Below are 22,075 nucleotides of genomic sequence, written 5' to 3' on the forward strand. Positions count from 1 at the left end.
GAGGACCTCGTGAGCGACACCGGTCGACGCAGCGGCACGTCCGCACCCACGGTCGCGGTCGACGCGACCGCGCACGGCGCACCCGGCACGCACGTCGACGTCGCGGTCCGCGTCCGCAACGTCACCACCGGGCCCGTCGACGTGCGCGTGCACGCCGTGGGCCTCGGGTGGGCACCGGCGACGGTCGACGTCCCGGCGCTCGCCCCGCAGGCCACGGCCGGCACGACGCTGCGCGTGGCCGTGCCCGCGGGCGCCGCCGCGGGCGCCTACCCGTTCCTCGTGGTCGCCGAGACGCCCGCCGGCCGCACGGTCACCGACGCGCAGCTGACCGTGGACGGTGCGAGCGAGCTGCTGGTCAGCGTCGAGCCCGCCGACTCCCGGGGGCGCGGTCGCCGGCGCGTGGACGTCGTGCTCGCGAACACCGGTGCGGCACCCACGTCCGTGGACCTCACCGCGGCGGGCGTCGGGGTGGACGTCGACGTCCCCGCCGTCCCCGTGCAGGTCGCGCCCGCCGCGACCGTCCGCGTGCCGGCGGTGCTGCGGTCCGGGCACCGGTGGGTGGGGCGCGCGCGACGCCACACGTTCACGGTCACCGCGACGGGACGCAGCGCCCCGCAGCAGGTGCCGGGCACGTTCACGTCCCGCGCGTGGCTCGGCCCCACCGTCCTCAAGGTCGCGGCCGTCGTCGCGGTCGTCGCGCTGTGGGCGGGTGGCGCGGTCGTCGGCATCCCGCGCGTCGTCGCCGCGCTCGACGGCGGCCAGGACGCCCCGCCGGCGGCGGGTGCGGGCGGGGCCGATGCCCAGCCGGGTGCCGGCGCGCCCGGCGGTGCTGCCGGCGGTGGGAGCGGTGGTGCGAGCGGTGACGACGCCGGCGGCGCCCCCGGAGCCCTCGACGCCGCACCGGCCCCCGCGCTGCGGGTCGCCGGGCAGGTGTCCGGCGTGGACCCCGCGGGGGCCAGCGTGCAGGTCGTGCCGACCTCCGAGCTGTGGGGCACCACGCCGACCGCGGCCGAGGTCCCGGACGGCGCGGTGGGCGTCGGGCGGCTGGTCACCGACGCCGCGTCCGGCGTGCCCCTGGGCCGGGTCCTGGCACCGGCGGTCGCCGCGGTGCGGGCCGCGCGCACCGCGCTGACCGCCCCCACGGCGCCGGGGCGGCTGCTGGGCACCGCGCTCACCGTCGAGGGCACCGGCCCGACCGCGCAGCGCGTGCGCACCACCACCGACGAGGCGGGGACCTGGGCCGTCGCCGGCCTGTCACCCACGACGCGGTACCTCGTGACGGTCGCCAAGCCCGGTTACCGCACCGCGCGCTACGTCCTGACGGGCGCCGAGCTGTCGGCGACGCCCCTGCAGACCGAGCTGCGCGCGGGCGACGGCGTCCTGCGCGGCGTCGTCACGGGACCGGACGGGCCCGTGGGCGGCGTCGGCCTGACCATCACCGACGGCACCACCACCGTGACCACGCGCACCGTGACCGAGGGCCGCGTGGGCAGCTGGTCGGTCGAGGGCCTGAGCACCCCGAGCACGTACCTCGTCACGGCGTCCTCCGACCGGTGGGGCAGCACGTCGCGGCTGGTCACGATGCCGGCGGCCGCCGAGCGCACGGTCGACCTCGCCGTCTCCCCGGGTGTCGCGTCCCTCTCGGGGGTCGCGCTGGGGACCGCCACGCTCGGGGGCGTCGGCGGCATCGGCGGGCTCACCGTCACCGCGACCGACGGCACCACGACCCGCACCGCGACGACGCTCACGGGGGACGACGCGGGCCGCTTCGTCCTCGCGGACCTGCCGGTGCCCGGCACCTACACCGTCACGGTCGCGGGCCCCGGCTACGCGACCGTGACGCGCGAGCTGGCGCTCACCCCGCAGGGCGTCGAGGGCTGGGAGGTCGCGATGACGGCGATCGGCGGCGCCGTCACCGGGACCGTCCGCGGCGACGACGGCGCCGGTGTCACGGCCGCCGGGTTGCGGCTCAGCGACGGCACCGAGACGTACAAGTCGATGTCGGCGTCCGACGGCGACGGCTCCTACCGGTTCGTCGGGGTCGCGGCCGGCACGTACGTGCTCTCCGCCGAGGCGTTCGGGTACGTCACGGGGTACGCGCAGGTGACGGTCGCCGCCGGCGGCACCGTCACGTCGGACCTCGTGCTGACCACCGTGCCGGGCGACGGGCTCGTCGCCACGGCGAGCGTCACCGGGCGCGCCACCGACGCGGCCACGGGCGGACGCGTGACGTGCCTGGCGACCACGGAACCGTGCCTCGTCACCGTCACGACCCGCGCCACCGCCCTCGACGGCACGACGCGCACCGTCACCGCCACAGCCGGGCCCGACGACGCCTACGTGCTGCCCGGCGACGGCGAGCCCGGCCTGCTGCCGGGGCGGTACACCCTCACGGTCTCCGTGCCCGGCTACGAGCGCAGCACCGTCGACGTCGCCGTGCCCATGGGCGCGGTGGTCGAGGCCGCCACGGTCGCCCTGACGCCCTCGCCGTCGCTCGTCGGCACCGTGCTGCCGCGCGTCGGCGCGCTGCCGACCGGTGTGTGCGTCGTGGCGCGCCCCGCCGGCTCGACCACGTCGTGCACGCCCGCGACGGCGACGTGCACGGGCCCCGACGCGCGCTGCGCGAACGTCGAGCAGGGCATGTACGAGCTGCGGCGGCTGCCCGCCGGGGCGTGGGAGGTCGTCCTGGTGGGGCTGCCGGCCGAGTGGGTGACGCCCGACCCGGTCGAGGTCGTCCTGCTGCCGGGCGAGACCCGCCGCTACGACGCGACCGTCGAGCGCCTCGGCATCATCCGCGTGACCACGCTGCGCGCCGACGCGAGCGGTGCCATCGGCACGGCCGCGAACGCCACCGTCCACGCCACGCAGGTCGGCGGCCCGACGGTCGCGAACGCCGTCTCCGACACCGACGGCGTCGCCGTGCTCACCGGGCTGACCCCCGGCACGTACCGCATCGTGACGACGGCCGCCGACGCCGCGAGCGCCGCGATCACCATCGAGCGCGACATCTCGCTCAACCAGCAGCTCGACGCCACGGTCGTGCTCGCCTCCCCCGTGGGGGACCAGGTCGTGCAGGTCGTCGTGCAGTCCGCGCACGACGCGTTCCGGGCGCTCGCGTCGGCACGCGTCACCGTGACCGGCGTCGTCGGCTACTCCGGGACCACGCCCGTGCGCCGCTCGCAGTCGTTCACCACCGACGGGTTCGGCGAGGTCCTGGTCTGCACGGCGCCGACCGGTGCGTGCGCGGGCCGGCCCGTCCTGCCGCTGGTGTCCGGCCACGTCGACGTCGTCGTGCACGCCGAGGGGTTCGACCCGCTGCGGCTCGACGGTGTGGAGCTCGGCGGCGTGGACCGCGTCGTGCTCACCCCGTCGTACCAGCTGCTCGACGCCTCGATGGTGCTGGTGCCGCGGGTGACGGCCGTGCCCGGCGTGACGCTCGAGGCCGTCGACGCGCCGCCCGGCACGGGGACGGTCCGGCTCACGCCGGCGGTGGGCGGGTTCCCGACGACCGTCGACGGCCAGGACGCCACGCAGGTCCCGCTGACGTTCGTCGACACGGCGCTCGGCGTGGAGAACCGCATCCGCCCGGGCACGTACCGGTTCCGCGTCACCGCCGACGGCTGGAGCGTGCGGGCGGGCACGGCCGAGCTGGTCGTGGTCGTGCCGTACCGCGACGACGACTCCCCGTTCACGACCGCCGCCCAGGTGGTCCTGGTGCGCGACGGCGGCGTCCTGGTCACGCTCGCACCGGACGCGGCGGCGCCGCTGACCGACGCGCGGGTCACGCTGTCGTCGGGCGGCACGGTCGTCGCCGAGCGTCGCGTCACCTCGACGGCACCGGTCCACCTGGGGGCGCTGCCCGTCGGGCGGTACGACCTGCGGGTCGTCGCCGCCGGGTTCCGCACCGGCCCCGCGACGACCGTCGACGTGCCCCCCGGTGCGGACGCGAGGCCGACCGTCGCGCTGGTCGGGCTCGGCCGGGTCGAGGGCACCGTGTCCACGCACCTGGGCACGGGCTGGTCCGTCGCGCTGCCCGGTGCCCGGGTGAGCGCCGTCGGCCCCGCCGACGAGGCCGGGACCAGCGACGTCACGTTCACCGCCACGTCGGACGCCGACGGCCGCGTCACGCTCGCCGGGGACCTCGACCGCGAGGGCCTGTGGGCGGGCGACTGGGACCTGACGGCCGAGGCGTCCGACCACGACCCGGCGACCGCCGTGGCGACGGTCGGGACGGGCCCGGAGCCGGCCGAGCTGCGGCTCACCCCGCGCGGCTCGACGCTCACCGTGCGCGTCACCGACGCCGGCGGGGCCGCCGTGACGGACGGCCTGGCCGTGCGGCTCGCGTACTCCGACCACGCCGTGACGATCGACCCGCCCGCGGTGCAGGACGACGAGTTCGTCTTCAGCGGCCTGCTGCCGCTGACGTACACGCTGTGGGTCGTGCCGTCGACGAGCGAGTACACGACCGTGAGCACGCGCGTCACCGTCGGCCCCGGGCAGCCGGGACGCGTCGAGGTGCCGCTCGCGACACCCACCGGCTCGGTGCAGGGCGCGGTGACGCGCGAGGCCGCCGACGGCAGTCTCGTCCCCGTCCCCGTCCCCGACGTCGAGGTGACCGCGACGGCGCAGGGTGCGACCGAGGGCGTCGACGTCACCACCGGACCCGACGGGCGCTACCTGCTCAGCGGGCTCGGCGGCGGCCCGTACACCGTGACGTTCACGGCGTCCGGCGCCACCCTCACGCGCGCCGTCCACGTCGTGCCCGGCCAGGGCACGGTGCTCGACGTGACGTTCCCGCTGGTGCGGCACCCGGTGACGGTGCAGGTCACGTCGTCGATCGGCGCGGACCTCACGGGCGGGCTGGTGACGCTGACGTCCGGGAGCGGCACGACCCTCGGGCCGCAGCCGGTCGCGCGGTCCGGCACCCGGTACGTCACGACGTTCCCGCAGGTGCCGCCCGGCACGTGGACCGTCCGTGCGGCCGGGCCGGCGGGCCACCTGGCGACGGTCGAGCAGACCGTCGACGTCAGCGGCGCGACGACCCTGCCGCTGGAGCTGCGGGAGGTCGAGCTGCGGCTGCGGGCCACCGGCGGCGCGCCGTCGGTCGACGTGACCGTGACCCCCACGGGCGGTGTCGCCGTCCCGGTGCGGCTGCTGGGCGGCGCGAGCGACTCGGTGCTGTACCTGCCGGGCACCACGGCCGGGCCCGCCGCGACGCTGGGCGCCACCACGTCCGCGAGCTGGCTCGTCACGCTGTCGCAGACCACCGTCCCGGCCGGGGCCACGCAGCTCCTGGTCACCGCCGCGACGACTCCCGCACCGGCCGTGACCGAGACGTCCGCGACGACGTCGGGCCCGGTGCAGGCCGGCACGGACCTGACCGTCGCCGTGACCGTCACGACGCCCGGCGGCACCCCCGCCGGGGGCGTGCAGGTGGCCGTCGGCGCGCCGCCGGACTGGGCGCAGGCCGTCTCCGCGACCCTCGCGGGCGGCACCGCGACCGTGACCCTGCCGACGACCGGGTGGGCGTCGGGGACCACGACGCTGTCGGTGCGGTACGTGCCGTCGACGTCGGCGTGGAGCACGTCGGACACGACGGTCGACGTGCAGGTGCGACCGGTGCCGACACCGGCACCGTCCACGCCCGGTGGTCCGCCCGGGCCGTGACGGCGGCCCACCCACCGGGCGGGCCGTCCGCCGGCGCCCGCGCGGCGCCCGGGAGAGTGTGAAGCGTTGGAGCCGCTATCCGGCACCAACGCTTCACACTCCTCACGCGGCAGCGCGGCGAGGACGGTCAGCCGAGCAGCGCCATGGCCAGGACGAACGCCGCGCCGGCGCCCAGCAGGGCCGCCACCAGCGCCACGACCCACGTGCGCGGGTGCCCGCACGGGACGGGGACGGGCACGTGCACGACCTGCGGCTCGGGCTCGGGGGCCGGCGGCAGCGGCGGCACGGGAGCCGGCCGGGGCGTCAGGTCGGCGCCGCAGCGCACGCACGGCCCGCGCGCGTGGGCGTTGTGCTCGCCGCAGGTCAGGCACGCGACGACGACGCCCGCGGCCTCGCCCCCGACGCCGGGCGACCGGCGGACCGGCCCGGGGTCGGACGTGGCCACGTCGGCCCGCCCCGGTCCGCGCTCCGCCCAGAACAGCGGGAAGTCGCACTGCGGGCAGAACCCGCTCGCGTCGCGACGCAGCAGGTCGAGCGCCGAGCGCGTCCCGCACTCGGGGCAGGTCACGGTGTCGGTCGGACGCACCGCGCCCACCGGCCCGACCTGCGCCACGGGCACGGGTGCCAGTCGCGCGGTGTCCGCCGACCGCTCGCGGCCCAGCCCCGGCACCGGCTCACGCAGCACGTCGGTCATCGGACCCCTCCCTCCGGCCGCGGCCACACCGTGCGACCCGCCACCACCACCTCGACGTGCACGTGCGCGGGCACCTCGGCCCGCAGCAGCTCGACCAGCTCGTCCTGCGTCAGACGCCCGGTCGACCCCGCCTCCAGGCGCACCCAGGCGGTGTCGGTCGGCTCCTCGCCCAGCGGGTGCACCCCGCCGCCGTCGACGACCCGTGCGGGAGCACCCGTGCAGCCCTCCAGCAGCACGCGCAGCCCGTGCGCGGTGCCGCGCCAGGGCAGCGCCGACGCCCCCGCGACGAGCAGGTCGCGCTGCAGGTCCTCCGGGAGGTCCGCGTCGAGGCCGGGCAGCCCGATCCAGCGCGCGAGGTAGCGGACCATCTCCGGCGGGGCCAGGTGCGGGTCCGCCAGGTGCGGCAGGTTGTCCGGGTGGGCGAGCAGGGTCTCGGCCTCGGCCTGGAAGATCCGCACGAACCGCGCGAAGAAGTCCTCCGCGACCATGCCCGCCGGGAGCTGCGCGAGCAGCCAGTCCTCAGCGCGTCCCACGTCGGGCTCCCGTCGCCACGGACGTCATCGGACCACCACGCGGTGCTCGGCCGACAGCAGCAGCGTGTCCGCGTCGATCGTGAGGGACTCGCGCCCCTCGCCGACGCGGCGGCCGTTGCGCAGGTCGTACCCGAACAGCGTGACCTCGTCGACGCCCAGGACGCCGTCGACGCCCTCGGCGACCTGCGCGACCGCCGTCGCGGTGAGCGTCTGGCCGAAGGGCCAGCCGGTGCCCTGCGGCCCGCCGACCAGCGGGTGCACGAAGCGCGTGAGCGCCTCGACGACGCGCTCGCGCACGGCCTGCACGGGCCGCCCGGGGATCGCGCGCACGAGGGCCGCCACGGACACCCCGTGGTAGTACGGCGCACCCAGGCCCACCGACACGCCGACCGTGCGGCGCAGGTCGAGCTCGGCGGCCACGGTGTCGAGCAGCCGGGGCGAGAGCACGAAGTCGTCGATCGTGTGGGTGCGGGGGTCGGTGCGCACCTGCGGCACCAGCAGGACGTGCACGGGCGCCGCGGGGCCGTCGGGCGCGACCGGCAGGCAGCGGGCGCGCGCGACCTCGACCGACGCCTGCCGGGCGACCTGCTCGAAGTCCGACGCGGTGACGGCACGCTGCCCGGTGCGCAGCGCGAGCGGGCCGCGGACCTTGGCCTCCTCGACCGTCTCGGCGTCGACACCGCCGGTGGCCGGCACGAGGTTGACGACGCTGCGCACCGACGGCAGCGCGGTCCGCAGCGACGTGACTGTGCGCGGCCCGACGTTGCCGCGCGCGCCGCCGCCCGTGCGGTACCCGGTGACGCGGACCTGCGCACCGTCCGGCGGGACGGCGCCGTGCTGCCGCGTCCGCCCGTCGGGCTGGCGCACGGCGGGGCCGAACCGCACCTCACCGCTCGCGGAGTCCCACACCACGTGCCGGTCGTCCGGGCCGGACGCGGCGAAGTCCGGGACCTCGTCCCACTCGGCGGCACCCGCGCGGTCGACGACGACGACGCGCTCGTCGGGCCGGCGCGTCGCGACCGGCGCCGCGGACACCGCGAACCGCTGGCCCGGGCGTCCGTCGGACCGTCCCAGGACCTCGGCGGGCATGGCCTGCGCGTGCTCGGCGGGCACGCTCACGCCGACGGTCCGCACCTGCACGGACCCCACGTGCGGCGACGCCTGGTAGGCGGGGCGCCCGTCGGCGCGGTCGAGCAGGCGCGCGCGCAGCCAGTACGCGGTCGTGCCGCCGATCGTCAGGGGCGCGTGCCGCTCGCCGACCAGCAGCGTCACGGCGCCGTCGCGGTTGAGCCCGCCGGTCGTGTCGTCGTCGACGACCGTGGGCACCCACGCCTCCCCGCTCCACACCTCCCACGCGAGCGGCGGGCGGGTCGGGTCGACGCCGATGCCCTCGGCGTGCGCGGTGACGTCCAGGCGCAGCACGAGGTCGGTGAGCGGGTCGGCGCAGCCCAGGTAGAACGCGTCGCCGTCGCGGATGGGTGACGACGGGAAGCAGCGCACGGACTCGCCCGGCACCTGCAGTGCCTCCCACGCGTCGCTCGACGCGGCACCGTCGGGTCCGGCGGTGCGGGCCGCGACCAGGCGCGGCGGGACGGCGACGGCCTCGGCGGACGTCGCGAACACCACGGGGTCCTGCCCGCCGACCGTCACGGTCGACACCGCGGTCCCGCCGGGGATCACGACGGGCTCCGTCGCGGGCGCCGCGAGCCGAAACGTCAGGCGCGTGCGCGCGACCGACGGCGGGAACGGCTCGACGCCCACCAGGCCCAGGAAGTGCGCGTACATGCGGTCCGGCACCTGGTTGACCCGGTACAGCACCATCTCCCCGACCCACGCGAACAGCTCGACGAGAGCGACGCCGGGGTCGGACAGGTTGTGGTTGGTCCACTCGGGCGTGAAGCGCGGGATGAGGCGCTTGGTCTCGTCGACGATGTCCTGGAACCGGCGGTCGTCGAGGTTCGGCGGGTCGAGCGGCGGCATGTCAGGAGTCCTCGCGGGGGATCACGTAGAAGGGGAAGACCAGGTTGCGGCGGTCGTTGGTGGACCGGACGCGGTAGTCGATCTCGATGTGGAGCAGGCCGTGGTCCGCCGTGTCCTGCAGGGGGCGGACGTCCTCGACGTCCACCCGCGGCTCCCACTGGGCCAGTGCGTCGCGCACGGCCTGGCGCACCAGGCCGACGAGGTTCGGGGTGATCGGCTCGAAGAGCAGGTCCCAGATGCGGCAGCCGAACGCGGGGCGCATGAGCCGCTCGCCGGGCGCGGTGAGCAGGACGACGCGCATGGCGTCCTCGACGTCGCCCGCGCCGCCGGTCATGGCGATCGACCCGGTGTGGTCGACGCCGAACGGCCACGCGAACCCGCGGCCGACGAAGTCCGCGGCCGCGGTCATGCGGGCGGGGTGGATCTCGCTCATCAGTTGATCGCCACCGGGTTGCCGACGACCTTCGTCGGGCCGGACGCGGAGACCTCGGCGGTGCCGCTGGCCTTGAGCGCGACCTGCGCGCCCGTGACCTCGACCTTCGCGGTGCCCTCGATCTTCACGGTCGTGCCCTTCAGTCGCAGCTCGTTGTCCGCCTGCACCGCGATGTCGGTGCCGCGCACGGTGACCTTGCCGGTGCCGTCCAGCTCGATCGACGACGACCCGGCGACGATGCGCAGCGGGATCTTCCCGACCTCGAGGACGGCCTGCTGCTGGGAGATCCGCAGCCCGTGGCCCGCGGCGCCGAGCGCGAGCTCGACGTAGGCGTCGTCACCGGACTCGCCGTCGCCCAGCACCAGCCGCTGCCCGTGCCGCGAGTGCATGGCGCGCACGCGCGGGCCGCCGTCGGCGCGCACGGTCTGCGGGGGCAGCGCCGCCGCCGAGTGCAGCCCGCCGAGCACCACGGGCCGGCTCACGTCGCCGCCCTCGAACGCCACGAGCACCTCGTCGCCGGGCTCGTGCTGCAGCACCATGCCGCCCGCGCTGCCGCCGCCCGGCGCGAGCACGCGCGCCCAGTCCGACGACGTGCGGTCCGACGCGGTGACGAACGTGACGCGCACGCGGCCCAGCCGGTCGGGGTCGTCGGTGCTGTTGACGGTCGCGACGACCAGGCCGGTGTGCCGCGCGGAGGACACGGTCCGCTCCCCCGCGGCACCGCCCAGGCGCACCGGCTCACGGTCGCCCGCGACGAACGACGTGCGCGACGCGCGCCCGTCGAACCGGTGCTCGACCTCCTGCACGTAGTACGTGCCGTCCAGCGGCCCGCCGTCGACGACCTCGATCTCCCCGCCGGGCACGATGCCGGGCGCGAGCGGCCCGCGGCCCTGCGCCTCGACGCGCCCGTGCCGCGCGGCCATCGCCTCCGCGCGCACCCGGGCCTCCTCCGCCGAGCGCACCTGCAGGCCGCCGACCTGGATCTGGGGGGTCGCACCGTCGGCGTCGACGCGGGCCGTGAACCCCGCGCGCGGCGCGGGGACGTCCGCGGTCGCGCGCACGGCCGTCGTCGTCGCGGCGTCCCAGCCCTGCACGACGTACGTCGCGTCGGGCCGGCCGACCTGCCGGGCGGACAGCTCGTCGAGGTCCACGCCGACGGTCAGGCGCGCGGTGCGGGTGCCGGACGCCGTGCCGGAGGCCCGCTCCCAGACGCGCAGCGTCGTGCCGTCGACCACCCAGTCCAGCCCCGAGGCGACCGCCAGGTCGTCGATGAGGCCGAGCGGCGAGTCCGCCTGCAGGTGCCACGGCTCGGCGCGCGACGACGGCCAGCCCTGCACGCTCAGGCGTGCCGCCCGCGCGAGCTCGGTGACCACCTGGGAGGCGTCCACGTTGGCGCGCGCGACGACCGTCGCGTCGGTCGTCAGGCCGTACGCGCCGTCGTGCGCCGTGACGGTCGTGGTGGCGCCGCGGTCGTCGGCGCGCGTGCCCAGCGCCGTGACCGTGCCCGTGAACAGCGACGTGCCGTCGACGCACACCTCGACGTCCTGCCCGATCGCCAGCCGCGACGTCACCAGCGCGTACCCGCGGTCGACGAACGTCAGCGAGGCCCGGCCCACGGTCCGCACGCCGCGCTGGACGCGCACGTCCACGAGGTCGTCGAGCTCCGTGATACCCAGCGGGCGCCCGCCCAGGCGCACGTCGAACGACGTGTGCGCGAGCGGGTTGAGGCGGGCGGTGCCGACGTCGGTGCTCACGCGTCGCCCCGGGGCACGGACAGCACGGTGCCCGGACGCAGGTCCAGCGGGTCCTCGATGCCGTTGGCCTGCGCGAGCGCACGCCAGCGCGTCGGGTCGCCGTAGTGCTGCGCGGCGATGCGGTCGAGCGTCTCGCCGGCCTGCACGCGGTGCACGCGGTGCGGCTGCGGCGTGCCGGACGTGGGGTTCTGCGGTCCGAAGGCCCGCGACGGCTCGTACTGCCGCAGCTCGAGCGCCGCACGGGCGCGCAGCGGCGTGCCGGACGCCGAGAAGTAGGTGAACGTCAGCTCGAGCGCCGCGACCACGGCCGTGAACGCGTGCAGGTCGCCCCAGTGGAACGTCACGGTCGGCGGGCGCACGTTGCCCGTGGCCTCGTCCGCGCCGGGCAGCGTCGGGTCGACCTCCATGAGCTCCAGCAGGCGCCCGGTGTGCCGCGTGACGTCGCTGCCGTCGTGCGTCGTGTCGAAGAACAGGTCGACGCTGAGCACGCCCGACGACGACCCCGCGTACCGCAGGCGCGGCACGCCGCGGCCCGGGCGCGGGTCACCCACCCAGTGGTTCTCGCGCGTGAGCTGCAGCTGCGCCGGGTTGAACAGGCACGGCACCTTCTGCCCGCCCTCGATTTCGAGGAACGCCTTGACCGGAGCCGTCGTCGCTGTCATGAGAAGACCTCCCGGGTGCGGCGCCAGGTGCGCCGTTCGTCCTGCTCCTGCAGGCGTTCCTCGACGATCCGCACGACGCGGTCGTCCAGCTCGTGCTCCAGCCAGGACGTGAGCTCGGCGCGCAGCCGGCGCTCGACGTCCGCGTGCGGTGGGCGTACCTCGTCGTGCACGGGGGTCCTCTCCAGACCGGTCGGGGGCAGCCACCGTCGGACGACGCCGGCGCCGGGACCCTGACCGGGCGCGGCGGACGGGGTGCCGGGGGTGCCGCCGAGGGCGTGGCGCGGCGCGGGGGGCGCCGACGTGACGGCCGACGACGCGGCGACGCCGGCGGGTGCGAGCGTGGGTGCCGCGGTCCCACGGCGGACGACCGTCCGTGGCGGCAGCACGGTCAGCCGGCGCACGGCGCCGGTGCCCGCGAGCGCGGTGGCGCCCACGGACCGGGCGGTGCGCGACGGGCTGCCGTCGTGCCGCGACGTGCCGCGCGTCGACGCCCCGGTGCGGGGTGGTGCGGTCGCGGTGCGGACGCCGACGGGCGACGGACCGGCCGGCGGCCCGCCGTGACGCGCGGCGCGTGCGACGGCCGGGAGGGTCGGGGCGCTCACCGCCGACCGCAGCGCGGGAGCGGTGACCGGGGCCCGCACACCGACCGGCTGCACCGCACGCGCGAGCTCGCCCGCACCGCGCAGGGGCACCAGGGCCGGGGTGCGGGCGGCGGGGCCGGCTGCCAGGGAGCGGCGCACCGAGGTGGCCGAGGTCGTGGTCGACGACGCCGTGAGGGCGGACGACCGCCCGGACGCGGCGTGCGCCGGCGCGGCGGGGGTGTGCGCCGGCGTGACGAGGGCCCGCGGTGGCGTCGTGGCGGCGTGCGGAGGCGTGGCGGCGTGCGGAGGCGCAGCGGCGTGCGGCGGCGTGGCGGAGGCCCGTGACGTCGGATCGCCGCTCGGCGACGTCACCGCGGGGACGGAGGACGCGGGCGCTGCCGTCCCACGCGTCGGCGAGGCCCCCAGGGTCGGCGATGTCGACACGGTCGGCGATGTCGACACGGTCGGGGACGTCGACACGGTCGGGGACGTCGCCGCGGTGACCGCCGACCGCTGATCGCGTGCCGCGGCGGCGACGGCCGGGACCGCCGGTGCGACCGACCGGGGCACCGTGCCGACGCGGACGTCCGCGGGCGCACCCGCGACGGTCCGCCGGGCGACACCCGGAGCCACGCCCGGGGCGACCGAGGCGGCGGTCGGTGCGCCGGCACGTCCGGCGGCAGCGGGAGGTGCGACGGGCGTCCCTCCGCCCGGACGCCGCCGGTGAGCGGTGGCACCGCCGTGGCGGCCGACGGGCAGGACAGGGCTGCCGGTCCCGAGCCCCGTCGAGCGCCGCACGAGGGGTCGCCGGTGACCGGCACCGGGCACCCGTCCGGCAGCTCGCCACGCCGGACCGGACGCGACGCCGGGTGCGACGTCCGGACCGGGCACGACGCCGGGACCCGGGCCGAGCACGGCGGCAGCCGCCACGGAGCCGGACGCCGCGCTCGACCCGGCGCGCGCCACCACGTCCGCTCGGTGCGACGAGCGGACCGCGCCGCCAGGCGTCGTCGCGGCACTCCGGCGCACGGTGACGGCCGGCTGGCGTGTGCCCGCGGACGCCGCACCGCGCGCGAGGCGGCGCACGGCGACTCCCTCACGGCCCGGGGTGACGGTGGACGGCACCGCGGCCCGGAGTGCTACCTCCTGCGACCCGCGCATCGCGAGCGCCGCGCGATGCACCGGCCCTCCCAGGGCGGCGACGGCCGTCGGCAGCCCGGCGGCAGCCCGCGGTGTCCCGCCGACGAGGGCCGAGCCCGGCGCCGTCGCCCGCCGCACGTGACCGGATCGCTCTCTCACACCCATGGGGGGAGGTACGACCGCCGGACGCACACCCCCACCCCCCACCCCCGCGACAGTGCGATCCAGTCGCACGGCTCGCGCCGCCACGTGACTGGATTGCACTCTCACGCCCGGGAGGGGGGTGGTGGATGTCGCCGACGCCCTCAGGCCGGTGGTGACAGTGCGATCCGGTTCCACGGCTGCTCGGCGCTCGGTGGTGCGGCGGTGCAGGGCGGTGCGCGCGTGGGCCTGACGGCGCACGAGGACGCCCGAGAGCCCCGGCCGCCCGCTCGGTGCCGGTGCACCGCCGACGAGCACCCTTCCGGGGGTCGTGCCCGTCGGCGCCGCAGCGCCCGGCGCGGCGCCGGGGGTCGGCTGCTGCGACGCCGACGACGGCCCCGGGCGGCCCCGGGGCGTCCGGCGGCGCGGGGCGACGTCGGAGGGTGTGGTCATGGTGCCGACGGCGCGGACGGCGTCGGGCAGGCGCATCGGGACGACGCGCGGCGCGAGCCGGGCCTGGACGGCGCCCGGTCGGTGGCCGCGCTCGTCGGGCAGGCGGTCGGCGGAGCGCGGCAGGCCCCGCGGCCGGTCCCGGTGGGCAGCGACGACGACGTCGTCCTGCGCGGCGCGGGCGCGACGGCGGGCCGCGAGGTCGCCGGACCACCAGCGCGGCGGACGCACGTCGTCGGCCACGCGGACGCGCGCCGGGACGGTCGCCGGGCCGACCAGCGCCCGACGCACCGCGACGGGACGCCCCGACCCGGCAGCGAACCGCACCGCCGCGGACGCGAGCGACCCGATCGCCGCCGGGCGCGGACGCCCGACCGGACCGGGACGCCGCCAGCGCTGCGCGACGGCCGCACCCAGCGGGGTCGCCGGCGCACCGGACGCGCGCACCGCCGCCGACGTCGCGACCTGACCGCCCGCACCGACACCACTCACGCCGACACCACCCACACCGACACCGCCCGAGCCGGGCGCCGCCGTCACCGCGTCACCGCACGGAACCCGTGGTGCGCGACCTCGAGCGACTCGGTGAGCGGCGCGTCGGAGTCGGCGGACAGCGACGGCCCGGTCCAGCTCACGGCGAAGACGCCGTCGAGCTCCCAGGACCGCATGCGGTTGCCGCGGTCGTCGACCACGGTGACCGCGCCCGTCGCCCGCGTCAGGGTGTCGCCGTTGCCGGCGAAGCCCTGCCCGGACGACTTCTGCACCCAGCCGAACAGCGCGTCGGACTGCACCATGCCGCGCGTGAACACCAGGTGCGGCCAGCGCATCACGCCGGGCAGCTGGTGCACGTACCCGTTCTGGCCGCCCTCGACGTGCTCGACGACGTCGACGTCGAGGCGCAGGCCCTGCACCTCACGGAACGTGCCGATCTCCACCCCGTCGACCTCCAGCAGGAACCTGCTGGAGGTCGTCGGGGACCCACCGCCCAGGGGCGTCTGCTCAGACACTGTCGCGCACCGCCTCCCACGCCTGCTCGTTCATCGCCGCGACCGCCCGGACCATGCGGACCCGGTCGAGGTGCTCGAGGTCCAGCAGGTCGTCCATCGGCCAGTGCAGGTGGTACGCCAGGTAGGCGATCTCCTGCCAGACCGCATCGACGGGGTAGCGCAGCACGGTCCGCTCACCGGGTCTCGGCCGGGAGCTCCTCGATCGCCGAGCGCTGTCGCGTCGACGGCACGAAGCCCGGGTCCGGGACGTCGGTGGCCGGGGTCGGCTCCTCGGCGAGGGCCGGCGCCGCGGGTGCGACGTCGTCCTGACCGGCGAGGAACTCCTCGACCTCGGCGGGGGTGCCGAAGTTGATGACGCCGTAGAAGTCCTGCAGGTACGCCAGGTCGGCGGCGAACAGGCCCTCGATCTCGTGCGTCGTCACGAGCTCCAGCGCCCCGAGGCGCTCGACGACGCGCGCGAGCACGACGACCGTCAGGCGCGGGTCGTCGGGTCCGCTGATCGTGGGGTCGCGCAGCGGCTCGAGCTCGTCGCGGGCCGTCGCCAGCCGCATGACGCCCTGCCGGTGCAGCGCCCCCTCGCGGTCGACGTAACCGCGAGGGAGCGTGAACTCGTACCGGGTGCGCAGGGTCACTTGACCCTCTCGAGGCGCTCGATGACGATCGACACCGTCTCCTTGATCGCGTCCGACCCGTCGACCGACAGCTGGTCGGTCGAGATCTTGCTGGGCCAGCCGTTGAAGAAGTTGAACCGCGCGACCTCCGTGGCCCCGGCGTCGTAGAGCACGACCGAGCCGTTCTTGCGGTTCTTCGCGCGGTCGCCGGACAGGCCGCCCTCGCGGACCGCCTTGAACCACTTCCACAGCTCGTCGTTGGCGATGTTGGCCGGTGCGACGCGGCTCAGCTGCAGGTCCGGGACCTCGACGGTCTGGCCGAGGAACTTGACCTGCTGCTTCTTGCCGTCCTTGCCGATCTGGGTGACCTTGCCGACGCCCACCTCGACGTCCAGGCCGGACACCGAGACGAGGGCGCTGACGACCTTGCCGTCGAGCTCGAGGAAGAAGTTCTGGGAGATGATCGGGTCGGCGCTGAACAGGCCGTTGCTTGCCATGGGGTGCTCCTGTGGTGGTCGGGGGCTAGGGCGGGCTCAGCCGTCAGGCCGCGCTCTGCTTGTTCTGGCTGATGCGGAAGACGACGAACTCCGCGGGCTTGACCGGGGCGAGGCCGACCTCGACGATCAGGCGCCCGGCGTCGATCGACTCGGGCGTGTTGGTGGTCTCGTCGCAGCGGACGAAGAACGCCTGGTCGGCCGTCGAGCCGAACAGCGCACCCGACTGCCACAGACCGTGCAGGTACCCGGTGAGGGTCCGCTTGACGCCCTCCCACAGGGTCACGTCGTTCGGCTCGAAGACGGCCCACTGGGTGCCCTCGAGGATCGTCGACTCGACCATGTTGAACAGGCGACGCACGTTGACGTACTGCCAGTCGGTGTCCGACGCGAGCGTGCGGGCGCCCCAGATGCGGATGCCGCGGGTGCCGAACGGGCGGATCGCGTTGACGCCGATCGGGTTGAGGAAGCCCTGCTCGGTCTGCGTGACGGAGCGCTCGACGTCCAGGACGCCGCGGATCGTGTCGTTGGCCGGGGCCTTCCACACGCCGCGCGTCTCGTCCGTGCGGGCCCACACGCCGGCGACGTGACCGGACGGCGGGACCACGATCTCCGCCGACGCACCCGAGCCCAGGGGGTTCTCCACCTTGATCCACGGGTAGTACATCGTCGCGAACGCCGAGTCGTACTGCGCGACCTCCGAGCGCCACTCCTTGACCTGCTGCGGCGTCATCCCGGGGGGCGCGTCGAGCAGGGCCATGCGGTTGGCGTGCTGCTCGCAGTGCGCGATGAGCGACGTCTGCACGGCCTTCCACAGCCCGAGGTCGAGCGTGCCGTCCTCGCGCGTCGCGGCGGTGACCAGGTCGGGGACGACGACGATCGTGACGTCCTCGGCGATGGCCAGGCCGTTGATGCCGGTGCGGGCGGCCTCCGAGCCGGCGAACTTGCGGCCGGTGACGGGGACCTTGACCGGCTCGGCCTGCTGCAGCGCGTACGTGCCGGGGCGCAGCAGCTCGAGCTGGCTGGACAGGTCGGTCGCCTCGTCGAGGCGGATCTCGAGCTTCACCTTCGTGGACGTCTTGTTGACCACGGTGGCCGCGTCGCGCGGGCCGCCCAGGCTCAGGCCGGGGTACTCCTCGACGGCCTCACCGCCGTCGAGGACCACCAGCGTGAACGTCGTCGGGCCCTCGAGGTCGTCCGGGGCGTCGTCGGTCTGCACGACGACCGACAGCTGCGCGTCGGGCTCGACGGACTCCACCGCGATCGGCAGGCCGAGCGCGCGGTCGGCGGCGGGCAGCTCGAGCGTCGCCGGCTTGCCGGACGGCTCGGCGTGCGCCACGCGCACGATGTACGCCTGCGTGCCGCCGTTGAGGAAGTAGCCGTAGACCGACAGCGGCAGCATCGCGCCGTCGGCGAACCCGCCGTACAGGGCCTCGTACTGGGTCCAGCTCGTCACGAGGCGCGGGGCCAGGCCCTGCGGGTCGGCGGGGTCGTCCGAGGGCGCCGACGCGGTGAAGCCCACGAAGGCCGTCACGGCCGTGGGCGCCGACGACAGCACCTTCTGGGACGAGGGGATCTCCTCGACGTACACGCCGGGGGCGGTGTAGGTGGGCACGGGTGGGGTCCTTCTCTCGGTCGTGAGGTCGCCGTCGTCCGGCCGGTCCGGTCCGGCGCGTCGCGGGTCGTCGTGAGGCTAGGCAGCGACCTGCGCAGCGGACATCGGTAATCGCTACCGAGGTTCGCGGCGGCCGCTCGCGGACCCGTCCGGGCGGCCCTCGAACGGGTGAACTTCATGTCCGACGAAGGGCTTCGGCACTCCTTCGTCGCACTTGCCCGCCTCGCCGGCCGCAACGGCGCTCACCCCCCCAGCACGCGCACGCGACCTTCACCCCAGGCACGATCCCTCCGGAGGCGCTATGACCACGTCCGACGCAGGCGCCAGCGCGGTCCGCGGACGGTCCACCTCCGCCGGTGTCCCCACCCCCCGCCGGGGCCCGTCCCGCGCACCCGTGCACGTCCTGCACCCGGACGTCGTGGAGCACGTCACGTCCTCGCTGGGCGCGGGGCGCAGCGTCCTCGTCGTCGGGGACGCGGGCACGGGCAAGACGCAGGCGGTCGCGCGGGCGGTCGAGCGGCTGCGCGCCGAGCAGGACGACGTGCGCGTCGTGCTCATCAGCGGCACCGGCACGCAGGACGCGCTGCCGCTCGCGGCGCTCGAGCCGCTGCTCGACGACGCGGGCGCCGCGTTCGGCGACCTCGCGGCGACCCTGCGCTCGCTGACCGCCGGCCTGGACCGGCTGCGCGGCGACGGCCGCCTGGTGCTGCGCGTCGAGGACGCGCACCGCCTCGACGAGGCCTCGGCCCGCGCGCTCGACTGGCTGGTCCGGCAGGGCACGGTCCAGGTGGTCGCGACCCTGCGGCTGAGCTGGGCGTCCCGCGCGCCCTGGGCCGCGCTGTGGAAGGACGACCTCGTCGAGCGCGTCGACATCGCCCCGCTCACGCGCGACGACGCGGAGCGCTGGCTCACGGCCGAGCTCGGCGGGCCGGTGACGGCCGAGACGGCGCACCACCTGTGGCAGGCGTCGAGCGGCAGCGCGACGCTCCTGCGCGAGACCGTCAAGGACGCCCTGGCCTCGGGCGCGCTCGCCCGCCGCCACGGCGCGTGGATGTGGCGCGGCGGCCCGCAGCCGCGCTCGCGCATGGAGGACCTGGCCGAGCTCGACCTGCAGGGCGCGAGCGGGCAGGCCCGCGCGGCGCTCGAGGTGTGCGCCGTGGTGTGCCCGATCACGCTCGACGCGCTGCTCGACCTCGTGCCCGCCGCCGCGGTCGACGAGCTCGTGCTCGCCGGCGCCGTCACCACGACGACCGCACCCACGCCGTCGGGCGGGACGACCCGGGTCGTGGACCTGACGACGTCGGCGTACGCGGACGTCGCGCGTGCGTGGATCCCCGCCTCGCGGCAGCGGGACCTGCTGCAGCGCGCGCTCGACACGCCCGTGCTGCGCGGCGTCGCGGCCGGCTCGCTGGTCCGCTCGGTGGCCCTCGCGATCGACCTGGGGATGAGCGTCCCGCCGACGCGGCTGCGGGAGGCGTTCGACGCGGCGTTCGCGATCCACCAGTACGACGCGGCCGTGCGGCTCGCGACCGGTGCGCTCGCGTCCTGCCCGCCGGAGCAGGCGGCGGAGCTGCACGCGCTGCGCGCGGACGCGCGCGTGATGCTCGGCGAGCTGGCCGAGACCGAGCGTGACCTGGCCCGCGCCGCCGAGCTGCTGGCCGCGGGCCCGCTCGACGAGGCCGCCGGCCTGCTGCTGCACGTCGCGGACATGACGGCGCACGTCACCCACACGCGCCTGGGCGACGTCGACCGGGCGCTCGCACGTCTCGACGACGTGGTCGCGCCGCTGCGCGCGGCCGACCCGGAGGGGCACCTGCGGCGCTGGCGCGACGAGGTGGAGGTCACGCGGCTGACGCGGCTGGGCTACGCCGGCCGGTTCGCCGAGTCCCTGGACGCCGCCCTCGTCGCCCTCGACGGCGACACGCACCCGGCCCGTCGCGTGTCGCTCGCCCCACCGACGGCCCTCGGCCTGGGCGAGCGCGGCGAGCTGCGGCGCGCGCTCGCGCTGTGCCTGCAGTTCGGGGCCGTCGCGTCCGCGCACGGCGACGAGCACCGCTGGGGCAGTGGCGAGGTGCTGGTCTCGACGTTCCTCACGCTGCTGTGGTCGGGCGAGGTCGACGCCGTGCGCGACGCGCTGGGCCCCCCGGGCGGTGACCTGCCGTTCGCGGTGGAGTGGTCGTCCGTGCACACTGCGCTCGGTCTCATGGCCGTCGCGGCTGGGTCGTGGAGCGAGGCGCGCACGCAGCTGTCGACCGCGCGCGCCCGGTCCGGCCCGGCCGACCTCAGCGGGTTCCTGCGGTCGAGCCTCACGGCCGAGGCCGTGGCGGCGGCCGCCTGCGGTGACGCCGCGGCGGCGCGCGACCTGCTCGACCAGGCTGCGCACGCCGCGGTCGGGTCGAGCGGTGCCCTGGAGGGCGACCTGCGGGTACGTCGACTCGACGCGCTCGGCTGGATGCGCAGCCCCGAGCTCGTCGCCGAGGCCCGTGCCGCCGCCCGCTGGGCGCACGCGCGGGGCGCCGCCCGCGTCGAGCTCGAGGCGCTGCACCGGTGGGTCGACGCGACCCGGCGCACCGGCGGCGCCCTCGACCCGGCGGTCGTCGCGCGGGTCCGGGACCTGGGGCGGGTGTGCGACGGCGAGCGGTGCGCCGCCCTCGTCGCGCACGTCGAGGCCCTCGCGGCGGGCGATGCGGACCTGGTCCGCATCGCGGAGCGCGAGCTCAACCGCCGCGGGCTGTGGCTGCCGCCGCTCGAGGCACCGGTGTCGCTGACGTCCCGCGAGCAGGAGATCGCGTCGCTGGCCGCCGGGGGCATGACCAGCCGGGCCATCGCCCAGCGCCTCGTGCTGTCCACCCGCACGGTCGACTCGCACCTGTCGCGCGTGTTCGCCAAGCTCGGCGTGCACTCGCGCGAGGAGCTGGGGAACGTCCTGCGGTGACAGCCGGCCGCCACCGCCCACCGGGTCGGTGGAACCACGACCACGGCCCGGGCGTTCTGCTCATCACGACCGGGCGTTCCGGTACCGTCACCAGCACCGTCGTCGTCAGACGGCAGCCGCGCCACCAGGGCCTCCCGGGAGGACGAAGATGACCGAGCCGACCCCGCTGCAGCCGCCCGCGTCGAGCGGCGCGTTCGCCCTCGAGGCGCCCGCGCCCGTCGCGCCCGTGGCCGCGCACGACGCCCCGGCCATGGCCCCGCGCGTCGACCCCGCGGCACTCCCCGGCCTGGACGCCAAGGTCGGCGCCTACCTGAGCAGCCTCGACGCGGCGCAGGCCGGGTCGCCGGAGTTCGCGGCGAAGGCCGAGGACGTGCGGCTCATGGGTGACAGCGACGTCCGCGCGGCCGCCGACACGTCGAACCGTCTCCTGCAGGTCCCCGTCCGCGAGCTGCGCGAGGGCGGCGTCTCGGGGACCTCGCAGGTGTCGAAGTCGCTGCTCGACCTGCGCCGCACGGTGGAGGACCTCGACCCGTCGGAGAAGACGGTCGGGCGCAAGCTGCTCGGCATCTTCCCGTTCGGCGACACCCTCACCGACTACTTCCGCCGCTACGAGAGCTCGCAGAAGCAGATCGACGCGATCGTCCGTGCGCTGTACCGGGGCCAGGACGAGCTGCGCAAGGACAACGCGGCGCTGAACCTGGAGAAGCAGAACCTCTGGGACACGATGGGCCGGCTCAACCAGTACATCTACGTCGCGAGCGCGCTGGACACCCAGCTGTCGGCCAAGATCGCGCAGGTCGAGGCGAGCGACCCCGAGCGGGCGCGCGCGCTGCGCGAGGACGTCCTGTTCTACGTCCGCCAGAAGCACCAGGACCTGCTGACGCAGCTCGCGGTGTCGATCCAGGGCTACCTGGCGATCGACATCATCATCAAGAACAACCTCGAGCTCATCAAGGGCGTCGACCGGGCGACGACGACGACGGTCTCGGCGCTGCGCACCGCGGTCCTGGTGGCGCAGGCGCTGAACAACCAGAAGCTCGTGCTCGACCAGATCACGGCGCTGAACACGACGACGTCGAACATGATCGCGTCGACGTCCAAGCTGCTGCGCGAGCAGTCGGTGACGATCCAGCAGCAGGCCGCGAGCGCGACCATCGGGCTGCCGCAGCTGCAGCAGTCGTTCTCCGACATCTTCGCCGCGATGGACTCCATCGACACGTTCAAGGTGCAGGCGCTGGACTCGATGGCGCAGACCGTCGGCGTCCTGGAGACGGAGACGTCGAAGGCCAAGGCCTACCTGGACCGCGTCTCGCGCTCGGACCGCACCGAGGTCGCGAGCGGGTCCCTCGACCTGGGTCTGCGCTGACGCGCCGGGTGG

At 76.3% G+C, this 22,075-nt stretch carries 16 protein-coding genes; 4 read left to right on the forward strand and 12 right to left on the reverse strand.

Annotated elements, in window-relative coordinates:
• Positions 1–9 precede the first annotated feature (9 nt).
• Positions 10–5,667, forward strand: coding sequence for a carboxypeptidase regulatory-like domain-containing protein (locus NP075_RS16190; RefSeq protein WP_227566432.1), 5,658 nt, complete (start codon positions 10–12; stop codon positions 5,665–5,667).
• A 127-nt stretch (positions 5,668–5,794) separates the two neighbouring features.
• On the opposite strand, the gene NP075_RS16195 is transcribed toward NP075_RS16190, so the two are convergent.
• From NP075_RS16195 to NP075_RS16225, 7 genes are read right to left on the reverse strand one after another with little or no spacing between them, the layout of a single operon-like run.
• Entirely contained in the window at positions 5,795–6,361 is a 567-nt protein-coding gene (locus NP075_RS16195; RefSeq protein WP_227566431.1) for a hypothetical protein, read from the reverse strand.
• A complete protein-coding gene (locus NP075_RS16200; protein WP_227566430.1) occupies positions 6,358–6,894 on the reverse strand; it encodes a phage tail protein in 537 nt (178 codons plus the stop codon). The genes NP075_RS16195 and NP075_RS16200 overlap by 4 nt, the downstream gene beginning before the upstream one ends.
• Positions 6,895–6,918: 24 nt before the next feature.
• Positions 6,919–8,874 (reverse strand): putative baseplate assembly protein, encoded by a 1,956-nt coding sequence (locus NP075_RS16205; protein ID WP_227566429.1) that lies wholly within the window; start codon positions 8,872–8,874, stop codon positions 6,919–6,921.
• A 1-nt stretch (position 8,875) separates the two neighbouring features.
• Complete coding sequence (locus tag NP075_RS16210; protein ID WP_227566428.1) at positions 8,876–9,307, reverse strand: GPW/gp25 family protein; 432 nt, start codon at positions 9,305–9,307, stop codon at positions 8,876–8,878.
• Positions 9,307–11,061 carry a phage baseplate assembly protein V gene (locus NP075_RS16215; protein WP_227566427.1) on the reverse strand — a complete coding sequence of 585 codons (1,755 nt, stop codon included), beginning with the start codon at positions 11,059–11,061 and terminating at the stop codon, positions 9,307–9,309. Before NP075_RS16215 ends, NP075_RS16210 begins: the two co-directional genes overlap by 1 nt.
• Positions 11,058–11,723, reverse strand: coding sequence for a CIS tube protein (locus NP075_RS16220; RefSeq protein ID WP_227566426.1), 666 nt, complete (start codon positions 11,721–11,723; stop codon positions 11,058–11,060). The genes NP075_RS16215 and NP075_RS16220 overlap by 4 nt, the downstream gene beginning before the upstream one ends.
• Positions 11,720–12,463, reverse strand: a complete 744-nt coding sequence (locus NP075_RS16225; protein WP_227566425.1) for a hypothetical protein — start codon at positions 12,461–12,463, stop codon at positions 11,720–11,722. The genes NP075_RS16220 and NP075_RS16225 overlap by 4 nt, the downstream gene beginning before the upstream one ends.
• 4 nt (positions 12,464–12,467) lie before the next feature.
• On the opposite strand from NP075_RS16225, the gene NP075_RS16230 reads away from it, so the two are divergent.
• Positions 12,468–12,821: a hypothetical protein gene (locus tag NP075_RS16230; protein WP_227566424.1), complete on the forward strand. Its 354-nt coding sequence runs from the start codon at positions 12,468–12,470 to the stop codon at positions 12,819–12,821.
• Between the two features lie 1,750 nt (positions 12,822–14,571).
• Here NP075_RS16230 and NP075_RS16235 read toward each other — a convergent pair.
• From NP075_RS16235 to NP075_RS16255, 5 genes are read right to left on the reverse strand one after another with little or no spacing between them, the layout of a single operon-like run.
• Complete coding sequence (locus NP075_RS16235; RefSeq protein WP_227566423.1) at positions 14,572–15,042, reverse strand: phage tail protein; 471 nt, start codon at positions 15,040–15,042, stop codon at positions 14,572–14,574.
• A complete protein-coding gene (locus NP075_RS16240; protein ID WP_227566422.1) occupies positions 15,035–15,208 on the reverse strand; it encodes a DUF6760 family protein in 174 nt (57 codons plus the stop codon). The genes NP075_RS16235 and NP075_RS16240 overlap by 8 nt, the downstream gene beginning before the upstream one ends.
• Positions 15,209–15,215: 7 nt before the next feature.
• Positions 15,216–15,674 (reverse strand): hypothetical protein, encoded by a 459-nt coding sequence (locus tag NP075_RS16245; protein WP_227566421.1) that lies wholly within the window; start codon positions 15,672–15,674, stop codon positions 15,216–15,218.
• Positions 15,671–16,150, reverse strand: coding sequence for a phage tail protein (locus tag NP075_RS16250; RefSeq protein WP_227566420.1), 480 nt, complete (start codon positions 16,148–16,150; stop codon positions 15,671–15,673). Before NP075_RS16250 ends, NP075_RS16245 begins: the two co-directional genes overlap by 4 nt.
• Before the next feature lie 43 nt (positions 16,151–16,193).
• Entirely contained in the window at positions 16,194–17,762 is a 1,569-nt protein-coding gene (locus tag NP075_RS16255; protein ID WP_227566419.1) for a phage tail sheath family protein, read from the reverse strand.
• Between the two features lie 301 nt (positions 17,763–18,063).
• On the opposite strand from NP075_RS16255, the gene NP075_RS16260 reads away from it, so the two are divergent.
• Entirely contained in the window at positions 18,064–20,697 is a 2,634-nt protein-coding gene (locus tag NP075_RS16260) for a LuxR C-terminal-related transcriptional regulator (protein WP_227566418.1), read from the forward strand.
• 148 nt (positions 20,698–20,845) lie between these two features.
• Positions 20,846–22,063 (forward strand): toxic anion resistance protein, encoded by a 1,218-nt coding sequence (locus tag NP075_RS16265; RefSeq protein ID WP_227566417.1) that lies wholly within the window; start codon positions 20,846–20,848, stop codon positions 22,061–22,063.
• The last annotated feature ends 12 nt before the right edge of the window (positions 22,064–22,075 follow it).

The organism is Cellulomonas wangsupingiae (assembly GCF_024508275.1).
Lineage (GTDB): Bacteria > Actinomycetota > Actinomycetes > Actinomycetales > Cellulomonadaceae > Cellulomonas > Cellulomonas wangsupingiae.